This window comes from Lacticaseibacillus chiayiensis (assembly GCF_004123795.1).
Lineage (GTDB): Bacteria > Bacillota > Bacilli > Lactobacillales > Lactobacillaceae > Lacticaseibacillus > Lacticaseibacillus chiayiensis.
This window is the reverse complement of record NZ_MSSM01000026.1, coordinates 1-21,070: the sequence shown is the minus strand read 5'-3', so window position 1 is coordinate 21,070 and position 21,070 is coordinate 1. Positions and strand designations below refer to the sequence as shown.

Below are 21,070 nucleotides of genomic sequence, written 5' to 3'. Positions count from 1 at the left end.
GGTTGCCATAAATACAATCTAGAATTAATCTAAACTAGGCGCGTATCCATCAGCGCCGTTTGGGGAACTTTTTTTGAAAAAGGAGGAAATGAACATGCAAACAATGTCAAAGTCAATGGGCTGGTTCATGCTGGCCCTCAATGTCGTGTTGCTGGTGCTAATTGCTACCATGCACAACATGGCTGCGATGTGGTTAATGGGTATTATCATGTCGCTTGATGCCATCTCGGGGTTAATCTCAGCCTATCACGCTGACCGCGAAACGCATCATCAAGGCCACGCTCCGCAACATTAATGTGCCCAACCAGGTGTCCGATTTCGGCCATCGATGAACCCCTCGATCAGTTATATATGTTGACACATACATATGTTAAATGTATCATGTGTTAGCAATCAAGATGAACAAGGGGGGATGAGCATGCAGCCACTTTCCATTACTGAAAAGCATGATATGACCGCAGCCATTCGGGTTGAATACTTCTCGACGGCTTGGATGGCTTTTGAATTCATCATCGGTTTATGGTCAGGTCTTCAAGCCGGTTCGATTCTATTAATCGCGTTTGGGCTAGATAGTTTTCTTGAAATCATTTCGGGAGCAACCTTAATCTGGCGACTTAAAAAAGAAAACAGCGGTGCACCCGCGGCAGTTGTAGCCGCGGCTGAACGGCGCTCGAGTCTTGTGGTCGGCAGCGTTTTGCTACTGCTGAGTCTTTATGTAGTCTGTGTTTCCGGCTTCAACCTTGTGACCCATGCTGCCGCTGAAAGCAGCTTTAGCGGGATTGGAATTGCCATTGCCTCTGTGTTGCTAATGCCGATTCTGACGTTGAAAAAACGCCATCTTGGCCAAAAGCTGGCTTCTGCAGCATTAGTCGAAGACGGCATGTGCAACATCACCTGTGCGTATATGGCCGCTACGGTTTTGCTTGGCAGTTTGTTAACTTGGCTGCTTAATTGGTGGTGGGCTGATTCAGTGGCTGCCTTGATTCTGGTTTACTTTGTTGCGAGTGAAGGTTGGGAAAGCCTACAAACCGGATTAGACCGTGATTGAATTCACGGTTCATTACCACCTCGAATCAAAATGACCTTAAAGTAACATGCCTTGAATGTTAAGACATCTTGCTTTAAGGTCGTTTTATATTCAAAAAACAATCCGCGAAACCCATTTCAGAAAAGAGCGATGACATTTATGACTGCCAACTCGTTAAAATTAGTCGAATCAGCTAAGCTTGCCGAAGCCGAACGTATTTTTAAGCTGCTGAGCAACCCGATCCGACTACAGATGTTGAAGTTACTCGAACAGCAAGAACTCAACGTCAGCAAGCTTGGCGACTTATTGGGGCTCGAACAATCGATCGTCTCCCATCAGCTGGCACTCCTGCGTAAGCATCAGCTGGTCAGCGCCAAACGAGTGGGCAAGGCGAATTACTACCGCTTGGACGATCCTCACATTATCACGGTGATCGACGCCATGCTCGCCCACGCCGACCACGTCGCCCGTGGTAAACGACATGGTGAGTAACAACACGCGTAGCAAGGCCCCCTTATGCCAACTAAACAGCGCCACCCGCAGATTCCTTTACGAAAATCCGCGAGCAGCGCTGTTTTTGATGTGAATCCGGCCAATTACTAGGCGACTTCACACATGAGCATGTCTCTGTACTTTATCAAAGGCTTCGGGCACTACCCCGCCAAGCCATCGTGGATCTTGTCGAGATTCCACTTCATCATCGTATAATACGTGTCGCCTTGCTTGCCTTTAGCCGCAAGGGAGTCGGTGAAGATCTTGGAATAGATCGAAAGTCCGGTTTCTTTAGCTACCTTGTTCATCGACTTCGGTGATACCGATGTTTCGACGAATAAATGTTTAACTTCTGACGACCGGATCTTAGCCAAAACCGTTTGCATTTGTTCTGGCGTCCCTTGAGCTTCGGTGTTGATTTCCCAGATATAGGCTGGAGTCACGTGATAAGCCTTGGAGAAGTACTTAAAGGCGCCCTCGGATGTTACCAAAACACGTTGCTTTTCCGGAATGTCCAGGAACCGTGATTGCGCCGTTTTATGCAGCTTTTGTAACTTGGCAACATACTGATCACTGTTTTTCTGATAGTAATCAGCATTCTTGGCATCTTTTTCCTTAAGCACTTTGGTGATGGTCTTAACGTATTGAATCCCGTTAGCCAAATCCAGCCACGCATGCGGATCTTCTTCCTTGACGTTGGTCGTCAAATGCTCTGGCGTAACGCCAGCACTTGCGGAAAAGACATCCTTGCCAAACGCCTTGTGTGAGGTTTTTACCAGTTTCTTAAACCAGCCATTACCACCGGTTTCAAGATTCAAACCATTATGGAAGACAAGGTTGGCTTCGCTTGTGGCTGCCACATCAGTCGGTCGCGGTTCGTATTCATGGGGATCCGTCCCGCGTTTCACAATACTATAAAGCTCAATCCGTTCACCACCAACATTTTGGACCATGTCTTCGAGAATCGAGTTGGTTGTCACGACGCGTAACTTTTGCCCCGTGCTAGCCGCATCTTTTTGCGCATTGCTGCGGCTATTGACGAACCAAAATACGCCACCGATCATAACAATTAACGCGCCAACTGTGATTAAAATCTTTTTCATCGAACAATCTCCTCCGCTGTCTGAGTCGCCGCGGCTTCCTTGGTCCGCTGACGCTTGCTAAAACTAAAGAATGCCTGTTTTGGCGAGAAAATAAATGAGATAGCGAATAAGACGGCGGCTACGAGCACGATGGCCGGACCGGATGCCCAGTTTAAGGTAAAGCTGAAATACAGGCCGGTGATGGATGAGATGACACCCACACTAGCCGACATGACAAGCATGGTTTCGAGGCGGTCGGTCCACAAGAAAGCTGTTGCAGCCGGAGTAATCAGCATCGCAACCACCAAAATGATGCCGACTGTCTGCAGGGCCGATACCGTCACCAGAGTCAAAACGAGCATTAAGGCATAGTGAATTGCTGTAGTGTTCAAGCCATACGTCTTGGCGAAGGTGTTATCAAAGGACGTGATCAACAGTTCCTTATAGAATAGAACCACGAACATGACAACAATGCCTAAGACGATCGCGGTGGTCATGATGTCGCTATCGCTAACTGCCAGAATATTCCCGAATAAAATATGGTGTAAATTCGTAGCGCTTTCTGCCATTGAAATCAGTATGAATCCCAAAGCATAAAACGCACTGAACACAACGCCAATCGAGGTATCAGTTTTAATCTTGCTGTTAGCTGCCACAAAACCGATTAACAAGGCGGCGATAATGCCAAACACCGAAGCGCCGATCATCACGTTGACGCCCAGCATATAGGCAACCGCCACACCCGGCAGCACCGCATGGGAAATCGCATCGCCCATCAACGACATACCGCGCAGAATAATGAAGCTACCAATCAATCCGGACATGATACCGACCATAATCGCGGTCACTAATGCGCTTTGCAGAAAGTCATACTTGCCTAAAGCGTTAAAAAATTCAATCAATGAGTTCATGCACTCGCCCCCTCCTTAGTTGCAAACAGTACATTGGAAAGGTCCGCCGAGAATGCCCGTTCAATATTCCGGGCCGTATAAACTTCTTCAACCGGTCCTTCAGCAATAATGCCGTGGTTCATCACGACAAGTTCGTCAAAATAATTCGAAACTTTATTCAAATCGTGATGCACGACGATTAACGTCTTACCGGCATCCCGCCACTGGTTCAAAATCGTCATGATCTCCTGCTCACTCTTCATGTCAATCCCGACAAACGGTTCGTCAAGAATCATGATATCTGCTTGCTGAACAATGGCTCGTGCGACAAAGACCCGTTGCAACTGACCACCGGACAACTGACTGATTTGGCGTTTGGTAAACGCCTCCAATCCCACTTGTTCAAGCGCATCATAAGCTGCCTGACGTTCTTTTTTCCCAGGACTCTTCAACAAGCCCAAGCGCCCATAAGTTCCAGTCAGCACCAGATCCAGAACATTAATCGGAAATGTCAGATCCAGATCCTTGCGCTGCTCAACATAAGCGATGGCTTGCTGGACTTCTTTAAGCGTCTTGCCAGAAAAGTCCACTGCTCCTGATTGTACTTTGATCAATCCCAGTATGGCTTTGATCAGGGTCGATTTACCTGCTCCGTTAGGCCCAATGATCCCGGTGATCTTGCCTGCGTTAAAATGAACGGCAACATCAGCAAACACCGGTGTGTCAGCGTAGGCAACGGTCAGGTTCTTGACTGTTAACATAAGAACCTCCAATTTTAGGGTGACCTAATTTGCTTCCACTCTTAGCTTACAGAAAACCAAGCCTACTGACAAGTGTTTTTTAAGGTATACTTAAAAAACATTGGCAACCCATTTAAAGTTATAATCAGTTAACCAAATTACTTCTTGGCAATCACTGATCAAGCTGCACTAATAGACAATGAAATCGAATACATATGCTTGCTACTATTACCTGTAAAAAAAAGTTCCATGAGCAATCGCACTGATTGTTCATAGAACTATGTTTATAGGTATGTTATTTTAAGCATTTTCAATAATCAATACCGTAACTAAAGACCACGCTCTTTTCAGCGGTGTCTGCCAACCCTACCAACTGGCTTTTCGCACACCTGGAATCTGCCCTTTGTGCGCCATCTCGCGAAAATTAAGCCGTGAAAGGCCGAACTTGCGCATATACGCATGTGGGCGCCCATCCAATGCATCACGATGGTGCAAGCGAACGGGACTTGAATCGCGCGGCAATTTGCTAAGCCCAATGTAATCACCTTTTGCTTTAAGTTTCGCACGTTTAACCGCATACTGTTGAACTAATTTTTGCTGCCGTTTGATCGTGGCAATTTTTGACATTTTAGCCATTCACTGACCTCATCCTATTCTTCTATGTTAAAGCATACCTGCCACCTAACGTCGCTGGTTTTCGTAAATTGACAAGCGTATACTGCTGTTTATCGATTCTTTTGTCTGTTGCGTTTCGCCTCGTGCAAAATCTTCAAGGCACGCTTGCGGGTTTTAATGTTTGGACTTTTCATGCGGCGCCGCGAACTTGCCAAATCAGTTTTCTCCAAAACTTTTCAGCTCCTTTTAATCGTAATCATTACGCTTAAATAACGAAGTTAACCTTATCATGCCGGTCTTTTTGCTGTCAATGAAATTTTGGCGCCAATTGCTTTCGTATTAAAATTTAAAAATTTTGCTTGTCAATTTGCTGCACTTGCATTATGGTTTAAAACGTAATGATTACGTTTTGGAAGGAAGCGGGTATTTATGATGAAGCGATTACTTGCAGGTATCAGTGTCGCATTGCTGGCAATTTTCGCCGTAGCATGCAGCAGTAATGGTGCCACAAAGCAATCCAGTTCTAGCAACGGCAAAATTCAGGTTGTTGCTAGCGTCGATTTTTATGGTGAGGTCGCCAAAGCGGTTGGCGGGAATAAAGTTTCGGTTCAGTCGATTATCGACAATCCGGCGGTGGATCCGCATGATTATGAACCGACCACTAAAGTCGGCAAGTCAGTTGCAGAATCCGATTTAGTGATTGCCAGCGGTATCGGCTATGACGGCTGGATGGACAAGGTTGTCAAGTCAGAAAACAAGTCGAAAAATTACTTAAAGGTTGCTGACGATCTGATGGGCAAAAAGGAAGGCGACAACGAACATATTTGGTATGATCCGCGAACCATGCCAAAGTTGGCCAATGCCTTGGCTGATAGATTTGCCAAGAAAGACCCGGCTGATAAAGCCAAGTTCAAAGCCAATGCAAAGAAGTATATTGCCTCTTTAGACAATCTCAACGCTTTAATCAACAAGCTAAAGACCAATGCAAACGGCAAACTCGTTGATGTTTCCGAGCCTGTTTTCGGCTATGCGCTGGATTACCTTGGCTATAAAGTCAACGATGAACACTTCTCCAGATCTACCGAAGACGGCACCGATTACAGTGCCAAGGATATCCACGGTATCGAAACTGATATTAAAGAAAAGAAGATCGCCTTCTTCGTTAATAACATCCAGGCATCTTCCAAGACGGTGTCACGTTTGGTCAAATTGGCTGAACAAAACCATGTCCCAGTCTTAAACGTAACCGAAACCCTGCCAAAAGGTAAAAACTACCGGACTTGGATGACCAGCCAGTATGAACAGCTTGAAAGAATTCAGAATCAGGCATCATCCAGCGATACATCAGTAAGCAAATAACCTATTCCTGGCCACGAGGGTTTGCCACACTTTTTCTCCTCTACTTTTAATTTCGGCAAGACACATCCCCCTGTCGAATTCGTCAATCGCTTAGCTTTGATTACATGACAAACCATAGCTCCGGGTCAAAAGCACCGGACACCTCCGGCCAGACGGAAAGCACGCATTTTGTTGCGTGCTTTTTTTACGCTCTCGACGACGACACTTGTTCAAGCCGCCTGCTTCCAAATCAACAGTGCTACAATGAAATTAATTTAAAAACTAGAAAGGAAGATAAGCATGGCAAATATCATAATTCTAGGCGCCCACGGACAAATTGCAACGCTAGTACGCGGACGCCTGTTGCGCGAAACCCAGCATCATCTTAACTTGTTTTTGCGTCACGCCGAACGCCTAAAAAGCGTTGATCATCAGCGGGAAACGATTTATGAAGGCGACGCCACCGACACGCCATTGCTGACGAAAGATATGAATGGTAGTGATCTCGTTTATGCCAATTTAGGCGGCAATGACATTGAAGAACAGGCTAATTCCGTTGTCAACGCGATGAACGCTAATCATATCAAGCGACTGATCTGGATTTCGACGTTAGGTATTTACGATGAAGTTCCAGGTGCTTTTGGTCGCTGGAACCACAAAATGCTTGACGGCGGTTACCTGGAAACTTATGCTGCTGCGGCTAAGGTCATTGAATGCTCCAAGTTAGCTTACACGATTATCCGCCCAGCATGGCTTTCAAATAAGGATGTCATGAGTTATGAGCTGACCCAAAAAGGCGAACCCTTTAAAGGCACCGAAGTATCGCGGCGTAGTGTTGCCGACCTAGTCTTCAAACTCATCAATCATCCCGATCAACACATCGGTGAGTCGCTTGGCGTTGACCAACCCAACACACAAGGTGATAAGCCTTCCTTCTACTAATATGAACATCCAGTTGCGCGCTTTCCTTTAAGATTCTGATAACCGCAAAATACCCTTCTGACATTATTTTGCTTGCTTCATCGATATCGTTAGGCCACGCTATAAAACGTCATGATTACGATTAAAGGGGTTTATTTATGTTGAAACGGTTATTGACAGTCGTGAGCCTGCTCATGCCCGCACCAGTTGTCGTCGCTTGCGAAGAATTGTAACATCTGCAATCTTTTTGTAAACTTTTTGCAATGAATACGTTTCCATTTGCCCTAGACCGATTGCAATCCTTTGACATAGCACCTACAATGGAATTGTAAACAGGAGCAACCAAAGGGGAGATGTTTTATATGTCACTATTCAAGCATACTTTTAAACGCGTTGAGCATTTGATCGCCACACCACGCGATCCCCACGAAGAAGAACAAGCTCGTTTGCGGGCTGACTTGTTCTACACAAACCTCAGTAGCCTACAACCCAAAACAAATGCAAGATTTTGATTGGTGGTTACCATAGTTCCGGCTGTCTCGACATTAGTTGAGGCGGCTTTTTTATTTCTGAACCAGCCTGATTAGACTTCGGACAAGGTCAATCCTGCCGCCACTGCCAGTATTCCTAGCAACACACTACCCAGACCATAAACTACCACCAATCGCCATTGATGGTTCCTCAGCAAAATAAATGTGTCTGTCGTGAAAGTTGAGAATGTTGTAAATCCGCCACAGAAACCAGTCAATAACAGCGGTCGAAAAGCCGACAACACTGGCAATCCCACCAAAAGACCAGCTAAAAATGCACCCAAAACATTAATGACCAGCGTTGCGAATGGCTTACCCGGCCATAAAGTTCGCCCTAACACGGTCAGACTGTAGCGACACACCGCTCCAAACCCTGTCCCGATTCCAATCAGTATTATCATAAAGCACCACGATCCTTTCCAACCGTGAATTTGGCGACTAACACGCCTGCCACTACAGCGAGCATCCCACCCAAAAGATTCACGCTCAGCATCAGGATAGCCGCAAACACATTTGTTCTAACCAGACTTACGAAATCCAACATAAGCGTGGAAAATGTTGTGAAACCGCCAATCAAGCCAGTCCCGATTGCTAACAGCAACCATTCAGGTAAATCAAACTTCATGTTCCAACCATAAGTGGTCAATGCCAACAAGAAGCTCCCTAGCAAATTCACGATCGTCGTTCCCATCATTGTTGCTTGATTAGTTGTTAATGTGCTAATCCAATAACGCAAAATACCACCGAAAAACCCGCCAACAAAAATACCTACTAGCCAACCAACCCGTACTTGTTCTCGCTGCATCATAAACTGTCCATTCTCCTTTTCGTGCGTCTCCTGCCAGCTTTCTATCACGCATACATAAAAAGACACCTACCCTGTCATTTCCAAGGTAGGTGTCATCAACTAAACGTATAGGCGAACACCATCGCCATTCAATTCAAAAAAATTATAGCAAACTTTTCCCCACGAAAAAACCCGCATTCATTCGTGCCGTCCCTCCTTTACCCGCTCAACAAGCATCTGACGTCAGTCACAACCAAACTCTGGCGAAGAACTGGCACATATATCGGTAATGCCGTTGCCCTTCGCAGTCCCCAGTTGATCATTGATACTCACGATGATGACACGACAGTTGTGGTTGTCTTCGCTCGCGGCAATGAACCGATTTTTGCTCAAAGCTTTGACGTATACGTTAACGGCCGCTGTCTCGGTGTGGGTTCCGCGCGCCAGCAAGAACACGATTACGGCACGGACCACACGGCAATTTACTATATTGTTTACGATGCTACTGACTACCTGAAAAATAGCAAGGGCGTCGATAACTTCGCTGAAAAAGTCGGGTTGGTCACCAACGATGGCTTGGTTGACTGGCCGATTTCGGAGCGTGACGGGTTTGTTGAAGGTACCTACAATACGCCGTTCAATGCGATTTTCTACGGTGCTTATTCGACAATGGCCAAAATCGACAAAGTCCTTCATCACGATGACGACGCCGCCCACTATCAAGATCGGGCCGCAACGATCAAGGAAAATTTGATCGCCAAGTTGTACGATGACGCAACCGGTCGCTTTTTTGATTCACTGAATGCCGATCAGCAAATCAACCGTCACACCTCGCACCACGCCTCCGCTTACGCACTTTGCTATGGCGTTTATACCGACCAGGCGATGGCGGATCGTCTAAGCCAGTTTGTCGCTAACGATGGCCAATTTGTCGGCAGCATCTACTTTATTTACTTCATGCTCAAAGACCTGTTCGAATCCGGCCACGCAGCCGATGCCATTACGTTGCTCACAGATCCAAACGACCAAAAGGATCACAAATCATTTGCCGCGATTCTTGACAGTCTAAAAGCCACCATCGCCCCAGAAGCCAGGAGCAATTTCTACAAACCCAACCCCACCCTGTCTCATCCATGGGGCGCCACCCCGGGATTAACCATCGTCCAAGGCATTTTAGGCATCATGCCGATCGAACCAGGCTTTTCAACGTTCAGAATCAAAGTTCGCCCCGGCAAACTGACGCACCTGAATCTCACGACCCCATCCGTAAAAGGCCTCATCACCGTGCATTATCAGCAGGAAGCAGATAACCGAATCTTAGAAGTTGCTGTCCCAATGAATGCATAAGCACAGGTCGAATTGCCAGCCCAAGCGCAACATGTAGCTGTGCAGGATCAATTCGGAAAGGATTGGACGACTGCCGTCCAGCACGATGATCAGAAATTAACCATCCCTGCCGGCAGTTATCGGATTACTTATCAACAAGGTACTGTGGGTAAGTGATGCGCATATTTCCGAAAAACACTTGAATTAAAAAGAAGACACCGAATCTCGAGTTTGAGATTCAGGTGTCTTTTTTGGTTCTTGGTGCAAAAAGAATGAAATGTGGCTCAGGGGACGACTGCTGAGGGTGTTTACAGATTCTTGCGCAAGTTCTTCAAAAATTTCGCGCAAAATACCAAAGTATAACAAGCTGAATAAAGGTGAAAGAGAAATCATATGCCAATGCCCACTTACTATTTTCCGTTGTAAGGAAATACGCAGCAAAATTGGCAGTAATCAACAGAACATTGATAATCCAGATTAACCCTTTCGTTCTTTTGTCAAGCTTTCCTTTAGATGTTTTAAGAATCCAGATGATGACGAGCGTTGTGAAGACGATTTGGGTTGCGTCATCAATTCTCATGTGATCCCCTCCAGCCAGCGATGATTAGTCGTGCCAAACACCAATCACCCAGTTATCAAGCCAACTATGCTGGCGCGTCCGCCAGCTTATCCCGACCTGAGTTCAACCAATTGGTAACTTGACTTGCTGACCAGTTTGACGTATCACTGTTCGGATTATTTTGTTCTGCTGAAATACTCGTGCTAGATGAAGCAAGAGCCAAAGAAGATGCCCCAACGAGAACAATACCAATTAATATGCTCTTCATTTCTTTTCTTTCCTATTCTAGAAAGACAAGGGGTTACTAGAAATAAATCGATTGACGCCGGCCGAGCATCTTAAATCAGAAGAACATGAGAGCAAATTCGTTTCGCCTTCACAAATGTAATTTAAATCCAGATCGATATAAAAGTCAAATATTTCGAACGCTTTTATGTCCTGAATTTGCAAGTGTTTTTCTTAACAATAGCCTTGAAGCCCGAATGAGCGTTGATGTTATTTTTCAAGAATTTATTTTCCAATAATTTGATATTTTAGCTTTAAAACCTGAACTTACCTTCAGAATAATTGACTTATCTTATTCTTTTACAACAAACTCTATCAACCTTTCGACGCGGTTTATATGCCCTGTAAGCACACCATTGAAGGCCGCGGTCTCTGTGCCTACATAAAAATGCCCTGAAATTCTAGACTATTCAGAATTTCAGGGCATTTTAGTTTGAAGTTGGTATCATGATCCGTCTTTTTGCTAGATTCCTAGAAAACCACGTTAAAGATTGTCAGATGAACTTTCTTGCCTCTTTGGGATTCTGTGCGATTATCTGAATAAGTCTACGGGTGGGGCCTGTTGGATGACTCTTACCAGACTCCCATGCTTCAACAGTTCTTGGCGAGGCTGCGATAATTTGCGCAAAAGCACGTTGCGTGGCCGGAATTTGTTTCCGTATATTTTTGATTTCCTCGGCTGAGTAATTAGGCGGCGTTGGGATTTTCCGAGTGTGGAATACAAAGCCGAGGTCATTCCCATTTAATAGTGCATCAAGTTCGTTGATGCCTCGCTGAACCTTACTACTTGATTTTACATTGTTGCTCATTTAAAAACGCTCCTTCAACTTTCTGATTACCTTTCTCAGATCATTTTTCTCTCGTGTAGTAATGTTGGCCTTGTCACCCTTTGCAAACACGGTCAAAAAATACACTTGATTTTAATCTACCAACCATCACGCCAACCTTTGCCGCATGCCGCCGGAAAACCCACCTAAGCGCGCATGGGCGGCACCCTGCAAATGCATTTGCGCCAACAATGCTTTAATTTGGCGGTCGGCCTTGGTGGTTGGTAATCCTTTGAGTGCTGACAAATATTGCAAATACTCCATTGCAGTCAACTGAGGATTAATCGGGACGGTCTGCGGCATATAACCTAACACCCGCCGCATTTTGCCAGGATGTCGTAAAATGCTTTGATCATTCAACAACACATCGCCAGCTGTAGGTCGCAGTAACGTCGCCAAAATCTTCATAAATGTTGACTTGCCGGCACCATTTGGCCCGATCAAGCCAATCGCCGCGATGCCAAGTCCCACATAACTCAATGCCACCATGGGATGGGCCAACAGGAATAGTCCAGCGAAGATCGAAAAGGCGCCGACACCCAAACCCAAACCGGTCGTACCAGCTAGCACGAGCAAAATCGATAAGCTGACAGCCGCAATCACGATCAAGAGCGCCAAGACAATCGCGAACAGCGCAATGCCAACCGGAATCGTCATCAGTGCTGACAAAATAGCCAACACAATCGTCTTGATCTGGCGGGCATTTGCTTTAGGCGAGGCCGCTGCACCGGAAGCCGCACTGCTTTTGATGGCATAATCCGCTAAAATCTGGCGACCAAGTTACTATGGTGTCCCGAGCGCTTTGGTAATTGCATCACCATCCGTTAACCCGCCATCCGCGACATAATCCTGAAAAAAGGCAATGGCTTCTGCCCGATCATCAGGCTGGTTTAGCAAGACAAAAATAACGCGAGTGGCAGTTTATTGCCAGGTAAAAAAGGGTTCCGATAACTGGTCACCACAAATATTTGCCTTTTTATAATTCTTTTTTGTAGACGCTTTCATAAAACGTGAAGTAAAATGACGAAAACATCATATTGTTGGGCAGAATGTGTGGTTATCATGCTTGGAGCAGAGACATGATCCGCAATTTAAGGGGGTTATCATGAAAAAAGTCGTCAGTGTCTTTCTTTCATTAATGGTTTTTCTCGCAGCTTTATTTGTCATTAATATTTTCCAGACCAAAGATCAGATCAGAGTTGAAAACATTGAGTCAACCCCTGCCTCATTTAAGATCTACCTTTCAAATACCGATAAAAGTGCGCAAGCAACCCTGAACTTTTTTGAACGCGTTGCCAAAACCCAATACGCTTCAATCATTCGGACTGATTTTCCGAACCAAACAGTCTTAAAATCAGCGGTTGTTGATCGGTCAAGCTTTCCTTACACCAACTTTTTTCAGGATCCCAAGCGCATCAATCTTTTCGAAAAACTCAACACGACCTATACGCAAACCGCTTCATCAAAGGAACAGCCGCATATTCCGGTTTTCGGAAAGAGCATCAACATTCAGCTTCAAAGCATGGCAGCTTATTTCAGGAACGGTGACAAATCGGCAAACGGCATCTATACGATCATTCCGGCTGCTGATAGTTCCAAAAATGCCATCATCAAAGAATTCGTGGCTTTTTTCAACGTCTCGGAGTCAGAACTGCTGACGCCAAAGACGCAATCTGAAAAGGAATATGTGAATCGGGATTTGTTGATATACGCCGCTGCCTTTAGCGTTTTAGCGTTGCTGTCTTTATTGGGCGTGCTTGCCTTGGCACTAAGCCGCATCAAGCCGATTGGGGTTTGGAAAATTGCCGGCCTGTCCACTCGTGATATTCTGCTTCAACTTTATCGACTGCCCATTATCACGACGGTTGCATCGAGTGTGCTCGTCTTGATGGCTTGCTATTTTTACTTTGACTATTTTCCCAAGGGTTTCTGGACATTGTTGGGTGCCTCACAGATAGCTGTTCTGTTGATTTTTGTGCTTGCCATCCTCATTGTCCTTGTATTGATCCGCAGTATTAAAGTCGTTCAATTTCTTAAAAATGCGATTAGCTTCAAACTCGGGACTGCTCTCCTTGCCGTTTTGAAAGCTGTGATGATTATTTTGACCACTGTTCTCTTGATTGGCAGTCTTGCCAACATCAAAGACATCGTGGCCGCGACGAAGCGCTACAATCAGATAGCTGAAGTGGGGAAAAAGCTCACCATTAACTCGTTAGGATTTGAAGGCGAAGCGCTGAAAAACTTCGAGCTGAACAACGGCAAAAACGAAGCCAGGCTCGGCGCCGTTTTCTCGCAGTTGGACACGCAACTTGGCGCTGATTTCATATCCGGAGGCACCGTGTATCCGCGGCGAAATTTGACTAGGTACCCCGCAGCAAGTACCTTCAAACTCCAAGACGCCTATCAAGTCGTTCGGGTTAATCAAAATGCCCTGCGTTCACTTAATCTTTCTGCTAAAAAGCATTTGTCTAACCAGTTTTTGGTTCCAATATCCCGCAAAAATGATCGGCACATCAAGCTTTTGAGCCAGCTACTCGCCTACGATCGACTATCCGAAACTGAACAAAAGAAAACGACGCCTGACCAGTTAAAAGTCGCTATCCAGTACTACATGCCGACTACTAAAAAGGCTAAATACTTCTCCAGTGATGGCAAATGGCACGCCACTTCGAACCCCATTTTTGAAGTGATCAACCCGCAAAAACTCGATTACAAGAGTCAAAATCAATTGCTAACTGCAGACGTTTCAAACCCGCTGAGAATCACGAACACCAAACAAAACCGGCAAAAACTCAAGGCCATGACAAATGCGCAAAAGCTCGGCGGCATCGAATTGCGCTTTGCCACTATCGGCGCGATCTTAAACAACGAGACCGATTCTTCGCGCCTAGGCTTACAGATTTCTGCAGGCCTGCTGATCATCACCTTCCTGATCTCACTTATCGTCTCTGCCTTTGCCAGCTTTTTGTACTTCGAAACGCACAAGTTCAAATTATCGGTTCTGCGCGTGCTAGGCATCAAGTTGGTTGATCGCTACCAACAGATTATCGGCTTCCTTCTTCTAATGTACGTGACGCAAATCATCGTCGCATTTATGCTTCAGAAATCAGCGCTCGCCATCGTTGTTGGCCTCCTTTTGGCCGCTTGCGATCTACTCGTCTCTTTCGCCATGCTTTATCACGAAGAAAACAAAAATATCGTCCAGGTTCTTAAGGGGGAATAAGCCATGATCGACTTGACAAATGTCACCAAAACGTTCGCTTCTAAAACGATTTTCGATGACCTCAATCTCCACATTGATACAGGTGAAATGGTGGCGATCATGGGGCCAAGCGGTTCAGGCAAATCAACTTTGCTGAACATCATCGGGTTGATTGACGATTTTTCCTCAGGTACCTATGAATTCGATGGCGTCAAAAATATTAAGCCAAATAGCCGCCAAGCCAATCGCACCATCCGTGAGAAAATAAGCTATATCTTCCAAAACTTTGCCCTAATCGATGACGAAACGGTCGGGCAAAACCTGGCAATTGCCCAGAAATACCTCAAGCTGAATAAAGCGCAACGTCAAAAACAAATTGACGTTGCGCTTCAAACGGTCGGACTGAGTGGCTACGCTGACCGCAAAATATTCGAGTTATCCGGTGGTGAACAACAACGTGTGGCTGTCGCCCGCTGCCTCATCAAGCCCAGCAAGCTCATCCTTGCCGACGAACCAACTGGGTCACTGGACGGCAACAATCGCAGCCTCATTTTAAACGAACTCAAGAACATTAATCGGCTAGGGAAAACCGTGATTATCGTAACCCACGATCCGCTGGTGGCCAGAGAATGCTCCCGCACGATCGCGATTGGGTCTTCATCAGAGAATTAGTTGAAGATGTTCGGGTTTGGCCGAAGAAATTTGCTACTACCGAAGCGGTGGGGTGTTATCGTAACGTGGGTTAATTTAATTATCCCCGAGCCCACCGCTTTTTTACTTAATCGGCAAGGACGGTGACAATCATAAGAGTCCTCTATAAAGGCAAACCAGCCACTGTTTGGGAAATCCGTCAAACCAGTGAGCGTCCTGATTGGGTAGAGGATGCTTTAACTAAAAATCAAATCTATTGGTTAGATGCAAACGCGTTCGCATTTTAATGACAGCGTTGAAACTGCCAACCATTAAGAAATAAACTTTACTGCCAATGACGCTGATACTGGATTTGGCGTCTACATATATGAGCATACAGGCGACTTTAATAACCAATAGGAATTTTTTGAACGGCGTCATTTTCCGGCCAAACGCAAACTAACCTTTAATCATGGCTCATTGAAGCCTTTTATTTACTTGGAATCGTTGTAACAGCTTGGCGATTCTGGGAAAATTTTTGAATGGAAACCGGCAATTGGCCGTTAAAGTACTGCTTGCCGATGCTGGCAGCTTGACTGAAGAAGTTCTTGACGTCCGACTGAAAAGCATTGGAATCATTCCCTTGCAGGCTCTTCAAGGCATCGGTGGCGGTCTGGCTGTATGTAATCAGCGCCTTGGTCAGGTCAGCATTGGTATTTTTAGTGCCAATTCCGGACGCTGGCTGATTGTTCTGTAGTTCCAAGGTGACTTTGTCTAAATCGCCACCCCCCTTTTTAGCCGACGCCATAATGTCTTTTTGGTCGTCTTTCACCGTGATCTTGGTTAAGGTTTGGATCACAGTATCCGAGATCTTGGTATAGCGTTTCTGAAGCGCCTTTTGGTCAAACTTATTGGCTGTCACCATCGTCGAAGATTTTTTAGCCGACGAATCTGATGATTTTGACTGACAGCCGGCAATGCCGACAATCGTCACCATAAGAGCCAATAAACTCATTAATTTTCGCACGTTGCATTCCTCCAGTAGGTCGTTATTTTGCATGCCAGATAGTGTCCCTAGGTCAATAACTACAATACCATTTTCCATAGCTCCCAGCCAGCCAAGCCGCGCAACGATTGGGCCGCCGCAGCGCTATGGAAAAAGCTGGCAACGCCTTACACAAAAAAGCCAAAGAACACTTATGTAATCATTATTTGGCAACTTTCTTCGCTGTCTGTGAACAGAGAAATATTTTGCGTCTCTCAAAGTGAATGGTAAAAGTCAACAGCACTGACAGCTATAACATGACCGTGATTCAGAACGCACTTCTACGTCCTCTTTTGGATTGGATATCTCTTGAAACGCCAGTCAAGATGAAAAAAATCGAAAAGAATTTTCAACTTTAGAGTAATTAATATTCAACAATAAAATTCTTTTTTAAATCGGTTCTTTGCTGTAAAATAAGCACATGGGATTTTGCCTGTTTCTCATTATTTAATTGTACTTAAAAGAACGCTTTTATTCGGCTAATTGTCATCACGCCGGATAGCCAGACAATGTCGCTGCTTGAAGACAAAGTTTTGTCAGAACCTCTTGAGGTTAAAAACAACAAGTTTAATAATTCGTGCATCGGTCATGTAATTATGCTTTATAATACGATTGAGGTTAGGCGATGTGTCGACCAGAATCAGCGATCTGGACGAAAATGATGACGGACTGGCACAAGCGAACAAGACAATTAGCAGGTGGGAATAATGCTTCAATTGTTTAGTAGAAAAAGAAAACTTAATTCATGGGGTGGTTTAAAAATGAGTATTTTTGGAAAAAAGGGGCGGAATCAATTTCTACGCAATCAGCCAAACAAGCTCCAACAGGAAAGTGAACAAAATTCGAACGCGACGACAGGAGCCGGCTATGCTGGTCTGTTTTCGTCTGCTTCAACTGTTAAGCCCAAGCAAGAAGTCACTTCCAAACAGCGTACACTTCCGGAAACCGGGGCGAGAACCGCGATGACGGATCGCCCGATTGCCAATTTGCATTCTGCTACTGCATCTACCACAACGACGACTATTACCAAGTCGACATCTTCATCGTTGACGCAATCCGCCTCAGCATCAACCTCCGACGCCCAAGCCGCCTCAAGTACCCATGTGGCAACTTCTGCAACTAAGTCACAAGAAGCCGATAAGCCGGTAACGACAAAGCCAAAACAGAATGAGCAGAAATCAGGAGATGTATCGAATCCCCCAACACAAGCCGAAGCAACAAACATTACCGCAAATTCGGCTAAAATTGACAATGCCAAGAATACCTTGAAACAAGCAATTTCTACATACAATGAGGCACGGCGAACGCTTCAAACGAATATGTTTGCTAAACGTGCCGATTTGCAGGCCGCTTTAACTCAAAATAAGTTGACATTAGCCCAAACACAACGCGACATCAAAGCCATGCAAAAACGCATGGCCCAAAATGATGGTAGCGAGTTAGTTCCTGTGCAAAAGACAATCAGTGATTTACAAAATCAAGCCAATAAAATCGCAATCCAGCTCAAGTCCAAACAGGGCACCCTTGATGATCTCAACCGCCAACGCCGATCCTTAGAAAAGCAAGCGCAAATGGTCCTTGAGCAGGGTAAGAAATTCAAGCAAGATGAAGAGGAAATCATGTCTGCTTTTTCCGGTCTCAAAGATCCAGAAAAAGTTCTCGCTTTTGCCGATGCTCATCGTAAGCAAATTGATGACATTAAGGCCGGTGAAAAAAAGCTAACCGCAACGCAGATCAGCTTGAAGAAGCAGCTTGAAGATAATATCAATGAAATTAACCAAGCTAAAGATGAAATCGCCAAAATCAATAGCGATCAAAATGCCAACGGCCAAGCCATCACCAATGCGCAACGCAAGCTTGATACAATGAAAGCTAAAGTGGCCAATGATCGGGCTGACGACAAAGCCCAATTAGACAAACTTGAGCATCAACAGGCCGATTTAACAGACGAGTCTAAACGTTTGTATGACCAATTGCATACGCTCAGTGATGGCATCACCGCATGGTTGAACTTCTCGGAGCCAGTTCATACTTTGAGTGAAGCTGACTATGCGCCGTTAATTCTGGATATTGATTCGTTCTCTGCACATGATTCTGATGCGCTGGCTCCATTAAGTGACATGTTACAATCAATGCCAAAGAAGCAGGTCGGTATTTTCACGACCTATTTCAACATTGATTTGGTTCCGACCATTGATGCTTGGTCAATGGCTAACAACTTCAATCCAGATGAAGTACAAATTATCAACTGCCTTTATCAATTGCAAAATGCTGGCGAGGGCACCGAAAACGCGGCAACACTCCCTGCCAATATCCAAAATCGGCAATGGAATGCAACCCACACGGCCGAAACCATTACCATGCCGGATGGTCAAACCAACATGCATGTCACCTATCAACTCGACGCCCAAAAGAAGCCAACCAAGCTCATTGCAAAGATTGCCTATCGCCAAGGTGACAAAGTTACGAAAGAAAGTTTCTTCCGTAAGAATGGTGTTCTATCGGCCAACACATTCTATGACGCTGCCAACGATATCACACGCAAAGAATTCTATCGTCGTGATGGTTTGCTCGTCGTTTCAGCAACATACCAAGGTCAAAAGTTAAGAGACATTAGCGTCTTCAACGAGACCGGTTTGCAAATCAACTCTTTCGACTCACTTACGGCCCTCAATGTTTGGTGGCTACAAAAGTCATTCCCACAGGAAGGCGCTATGATCGGTAACTTCAAGTCCAAAGCCTACCGTGATTTAACCGCCAAGTCCGACGTCAAGTTAGTGCCGTTTGTCGATGAAGCCGTTGTTGACACGGACGACTTTACTCGCTGGATGGCCGAGCGCAAACAACAGGCATTTATCACCAACAACGTCAACACACAAAGCGCTTTAGCCCAAAAGGCCAAGTTGCCACTTTACGTTAACGTACTCAATCAAGCACCGTTACCAGTTCAACTTTCAATGCCCGTCGATTATTAATCAAGATCTCTATGAAGAGGACTTGACTGCAAGTCGGTCACACAATAAAAACCGGGCTCTGCTCTCATTTGGATGAGCTCACAGCTGCTTCAACTGTGCTTGAAGGCTTGCAAACTTCGGCGAGTCAAAATAAACAAAAGTTGTGTCTGAAAGCGGTACTGTTTGGGATTAGTCATCGCATTGGCCATTGCTAAGGCTTTATCATACAGACTTTTATCACTGTCACTTTAAGTTGGGGCTTCAAAAGCTTAATACCTGAATAATTCCTATAACTATAAAGAAACTGCGTAACTTCATGTGACTGGTATATGAAGGTGCCGACACAAGGACTGTTAAAAATTTAACCGTTACGCGTTTTTGCCGGCGTTAACATTTTTTATTCATTCAAGCCAACCAGATTTAATTATGACTGGCCGGAAATCCCGTGACTTTAGTCATGGGATGGATAGGCCCTCTCTCAACGCCCTTTAGGGCGCTTTTTCAGTTCGTTGTATTTTTGGTTGTTGATGTAATTCTCAACAGCGTCCTTGCTCATGTTGCCAAGTGTACTCATGTAGTAGCTGGGTGACCATAAATGCCCACCCCAATCTTGAGAATCGCGAATTTCCGGATGCCGTTTAAGAAAGATAAAGGCACTTCTGCCCTTGAGCGCTTTGATGGCACTGGTTGGTGCCTTGCTTGGCGGAAAACTGATCAATACATGGACATGATCAGGCATGACTTCGATTTTTTCGATCAAAATCTCATTATCATCGGCAACCTTTTGCAAAATGACCTTCATTTCGTCTGTCAGTTTCCTAGTTACAAAAGTTTGATGGCGATATTTCGTGACCCAGATCAAATGGTAATGAAAATTATAGATATAACGTCTGGTATAAACCGCGTCTTGGATTTTTTCTTGAGTCATAAAAGTCACCTCAATTGTTGTCATCATTGGCCAATGCTACAATACCATTATAGCAAGAAAAGAGGTGAGATTAAATGAAGTCAATGGCACAATTAGAATATCATTATGGACTGAAGATTCGCATCTACCCAAGTGACCGCCAAAAGCAATTGATTAAGCTTAACAGCGATGCCAGTCGCTTCGTCTATAACGAGATGGTGGCGATCGGTAAAGAACTCTGGCAATTAAAACAAGTCAAGCTGCCAATTGATACGGTTCAAGCTCGAATCAAGCAGCTTGAATTACGGCAAAATGCCAAGCAGATGTCCAATCATTTCCAATTCTTAGAAGACAAGCGCATTGACAGTCTGGCTAAGGCTAACTCTATCCGGAACTACCGCAAGGCATGGAAAGCCTTTCGGAAGGTTCATGGTACTGGCGTCCCAAAATTCCACCGTAAAAGCTATGCGTGGCGCTATCAAACTAATTGCCAATATATCAAGCAGAAAACGGCGCAGCTAACCAATGGGACCGTCTGCTTTGAAGACCTCAAGCACGTCTTAGTGCCTAAGTTAGGTCGGCTACGCATTAAAGGCTCCCACAAACGATTGCTGAGTCGGCAAGCAGAAACTCGCATTGGCACGGTCACGATTACTAAGGACGCTGCGGACCGTTTCTTTTTATCCATGCAGCTGGGTTCTGATACACCGTTCATCACGAAGCCTGCCAAAACCAATCGGCAAACCGGCATTGACCTCAACACGAAAAACTTCTTGACGACCAGTGATGGCAAAGTTGTCGCAAATCCGCGCTACTATCGAACGATTAAGGGACGACTGGCTAAGGCCCAACGTGTTTTGTCGCGCCGTGCCCGAAGGGCAAAGAAAGAGCATCGACCGTTACGTAACAGTAA

Annotated in this window: 21 protein-coding genes, 1 pseudogene and 1 riboswitch; of the genes and pseudogenes, 10 read left to right on the top strand and 12 right to left on the bottom strand. The window is 45.3% G+C overall.

Annotated elements, in window-relative coordinates:
• Positions 1-94: 94 nt before the first annotated feature.
• The 3 genes from BVJ53_RS09660 (at position 95) to BVJ53_RS09650 (ending at position 1,519) form a co-directional block, all read left to right on the top strand.
• Entirely contained in the window at positions 95-295 is a 201-nt protein-coding gene (locus tag BVJ53_RS09660; RefSeq protein WP_010492431.1) for a hypothetical protein, read from the top strand.
• Positions 296-418: 123 nt separating this feature from the next.
• Positions 419-1,048 carry a cation transporter gene (locus BVJ53_RS09655; RefSeq protein ID WP_129302231.1) on the top strand — a complete coding sequence of 210 codons (630 nt, stop codon included), beginning with the start codon at positions 419-421 and terminating at the stop codon, positions 1,046-1,048.
• Positions 1,049-1,186: 138 nt separating this feature from the next.
• Entirely contained in the window at positions 1,187-1,519 is a 333-nt protein-coding gene (locus BVJ53_RS09650; RefSeq protein ID WP_047105461.1) for an ArsR/SmtB family transcription factor, read from the top strand.
• A 161-nt stretch (positions 1,520-1,680) separates the two neighbouring features.
• Here BVJ53_RS09650 and BVJ53_RS09645 read toward each other — a convergent pair whose 3' ends face one another.
• From BVJ53_RS09645 to BVJ53_RS09625, 5 genes are all read right to left on the bottom strand, one after another.
• Positions 1,681-2,622 (bottom strand): metal ABC transporter solute-binding protein, Zn/Mn family, encoded by a 942-nt coding sequence (locus BVJ53_RS09645; protein ID WP_129302230.1) that lies wholly within the window; start codon positions 2,620-2,622, stop codon positions 1,681-1,683.
• Positions 2,619-3,512, bottom strand: coding sequence for a metal ABC transporter permease (locus BVJ53_RS09640; protein WP_129302229.1), 894 nt, complete (start codon positions 3,510-3,512; stop codon positions 2,619-2,621). The genes BVJ53_RS09645 and BVJ53_RS09640 overlap by 4 nt, the downstream gene beginning before the upstream one ends.
• Positions 3,509-4,252, bottom strand: coding sequence for a metal ABC transporter ATP-binding protein (locus BVJ53_RS09635; RefSeq protein WP_129302228.1), 744 nt, complete (start codon positions 4,250-4,252; stop codon positions 3,509-3,511). The genes BVJ53_RS09640 and BVJ53_RS09635 overlap by 4 nt, the downstream gene beginning before the upstream one ends.
• Positions 4,253-4,597: 345 nt before the next feature.
• Positions 4,598-4,867 carry a 30S ribosomal protein S14 gene (rpsN, locus tag BVJ53_RS09630; RefSeq protein WP_129302227.1) on the bottom strand — a complete coding sequence of 90 codons (270 nt, stop codon included), beginning with the start codon at positions 4,865-4,867 and terminating at the stop codon, positions 4,598-4,600.
• An 89-nt stretch (positions 4,868-4,956) separates the two neighbouring features.
• Positions 4,957-5,076, bottom strand: coding sequence for a putative metal homeostasis protein (locus tag BVJ53_RS09625; RefSeq protein WP_129302226.1), 120 nt, complete (start codon positions 5,074-5,076; stop codon positions 4,957-4,959).
• Between the two features lie 199 nt (positions 5,077-5,275).
• Between BVJ53_RS09625 and BVJ53_RS09620 the strand changes: the two genes are divergently transcribed.
• Both BVJ53_RS09620 and BVJ53_RS09615 read left to right on the top strand, forming a co-directional pair.
• Positions 5,276-6,205, top strand: coding sequence for a metal ABC transporter solute-binding protein, Zn/Mn family (locus tag BVJ53_RS09620; RefSeq protein ID WP_129302225.1), 930 nt, complete (start codon positions 5,276-5,278; stop codon positions 6,203-6,205).
• Between the two features lie 279 nt (positions 6,206-6,484).
• Entirely contained in the window at positions 6,485-7,126 is a 642-nt protein-coding gene (locus BVJ53_RS09615) for an SDR family oxidoreductase (RefSeq protein WP_129302224.1), read from the top strand.
• Between the two features lie 562 nt (positions 7,127-7,688).
• Here BVJ53_RS09615 and BVJ53_RS09605 read toward each other — a convergent pair.
• Positions 7,689-8,036 carry a fluoride efflux transporter FluC gene (locus BVJ53_RS09605; protein WP_129302222.1) on the bottom strand — a complete coding sequence of 116 codons (348 nt, stop codon included), beginning with the start codon at positions 8,034-8,036 and terminating at the stop codon, positions 7,689-7,691.
• On the bottom strand, positions 8,033-8,443 hold the full coding sequence (locus tag BVJ53_RS09600; protein ID WP_129302221.1) for a fluoride efflux transporter FluC: 411 nt from the start codon (positions 8,441-8,443) through the stop codon (positions 8,033-8,035). Before BVJ53_RS09600 ends, BVJ53_RS09605 begins: the two co-directional genes overlap by 4 nt.
• A 79-nt stretch (positions 8,444-8,522) precedes the next feature.
• Positions 8,523-8,578: riboswitch (Fluoride riboswitch) on the bottom strand.
• A 348-nt stretch (positions 8,579-8,926) separates the two neighbouring features.
• Here BVJ53_RS09600 and BVJ53_RS09595 point away from each other — a divergent pair.
• Positions 8,927-9,925, top strand: a pseudogene (locus BVJ53_RS09595) (alpha-L-rhamnosidase C-terminal domain-containing protein); the annotation flags it as partial.
• A gap of 154 nt (positions 9,926-10,079) precedes the next feature.
• Here the strand turns inward: BVJ53_RS09595 and BVJ53_RS09590 are convergent.
• The 3 genes from BVJ53_RS09590 to BVJ53_RS09570 form a co-directional block, all read right to left on the bottom strand.
• Complete coding sequence (locus BVJ53_RS09590) at positions 10,080-10,328, bottom strand: hypothetical protein (protein ID WP_129302220.1); 249 nt, start codon at positions 10,326-10,328, stop codon at positions 10,080-10,082.
• Positions 10,329-11,086: 758 nt separating this feature from the next.
• Positions 11,087-11,401, bottom strand: a complete 315-nt coding sequence (locus BVJ53_RS09580) for a helix-turn-helix domain-containing protein (RefSeq protein WP_129302218.1) — start codon at positions 11,399-11,401, stop codon at positions 11,087-11,089.
• A 126-nt stretch (positions 11,402-11,527) separates the two neighbouring features.
• Entirely contained in the window at positions 11,528-12,097 is a 570-nt protein-coding gene (locus BVJ53_RS09570) for an ATP-binding cassette domain-containing protein (protein ID WP_238150161.1), read from the bottom strand.
• A gap of 427 nt (positions 12,098-12,524) precedes the next feature.
• On the opposite strand from BVJ53_RS09570, the gene BVJ53_RS09565 reads away from it, so the two are divergent.
• Together BVJ53_RS09565 and BVJ53_RS09560 are read left to right on the top strand one after the other, a co-directional pair.
• The gene (locus BVJ53_RS09565) at positions 12,525-14,642 is read left to right on the top strand and encodes a DUF1430 domain-containing protein (protein ID WP_129302216.1); all 2,118 of its coding nucleotides are present in this window, start codon (positions 12,525-12,527) and stop codon (positions 14,640-14,642) included.
• 3 nt (positions 14,643-14,645) lie between these two features.
• Positions 14,646-15,293, top strand: a complete 648-nt coding sequence (locus tag BVJ53_RS09560) for an ABC transporter ATP-binding protein (RefSeq protein ID WP_129302215.1) — start codon at positions 14,646-14,648, stop codon at positions 15,291-15,293.
• 448 nt (positions 15,294-15,741) lie between these two features.
• Here BVJ53_RS09560 and BVJ53_RS09555 read toward each other — a convergent pair whose 3' ends face one another.
• Positions 15,742-16,278: a hypothetical protein gene (locus tag BVJ53_RS09555; RefSeq protein WP_129302214.1), complete on the bottom strand. Its 537-nt coding sequence runs from the start codon at positions 16,276-16,278 to the stop codon at positions 15,742-15,744.
• A 779-nt stretch (positions 16,279-17,057) separates the two neighbouring features.
• On the opposite strand from BVJ53_RS09555, the gene BVJ53_RS09550 reads away from it, so the two are divergent.
• Positions 17,058-19,271 (top strand): coiled-coil domain-containing protein, encoded by a 2,214-nt coding sequence (locus tag BVJ53_RS09550; protein WP_129302213.1) that lies wholly within the window; start codon positions 17,058-17,060, stop codon positions 19,269-19,271.
• 457 nt (positions 19,272-19,728) lie between these two features.
• Here BVJ53_RS09550 and tnpA read toward each other — a convergent pair whose 3' ends face one another.
• The gene (tnpA, locus tag BVJ53_RS09545; protein WP_129302212.1) at positions 19,729-20,178 is read right to left on the bottom strand and encodes an IS200/IS605 family transposase; all 450 of its coding nucleotides are present in this window, start codon (positions 20,176-20,178) and stop codon (positions 19,729-19,731) included.
• Between the two features lie 74 nt (positions 20,179-20,252).
• Here tnpA and BVJ53_RS09540 point away from each other — a divergent pair.
• The coding region (locus BVJ53_RS09540; protein ID WP_137295987.1) for an RNA-guided endonuclease InsQ/TnpB family protein at positions 20,253-21,070 on the top strand (818 nt) is incomplete at its 3' end.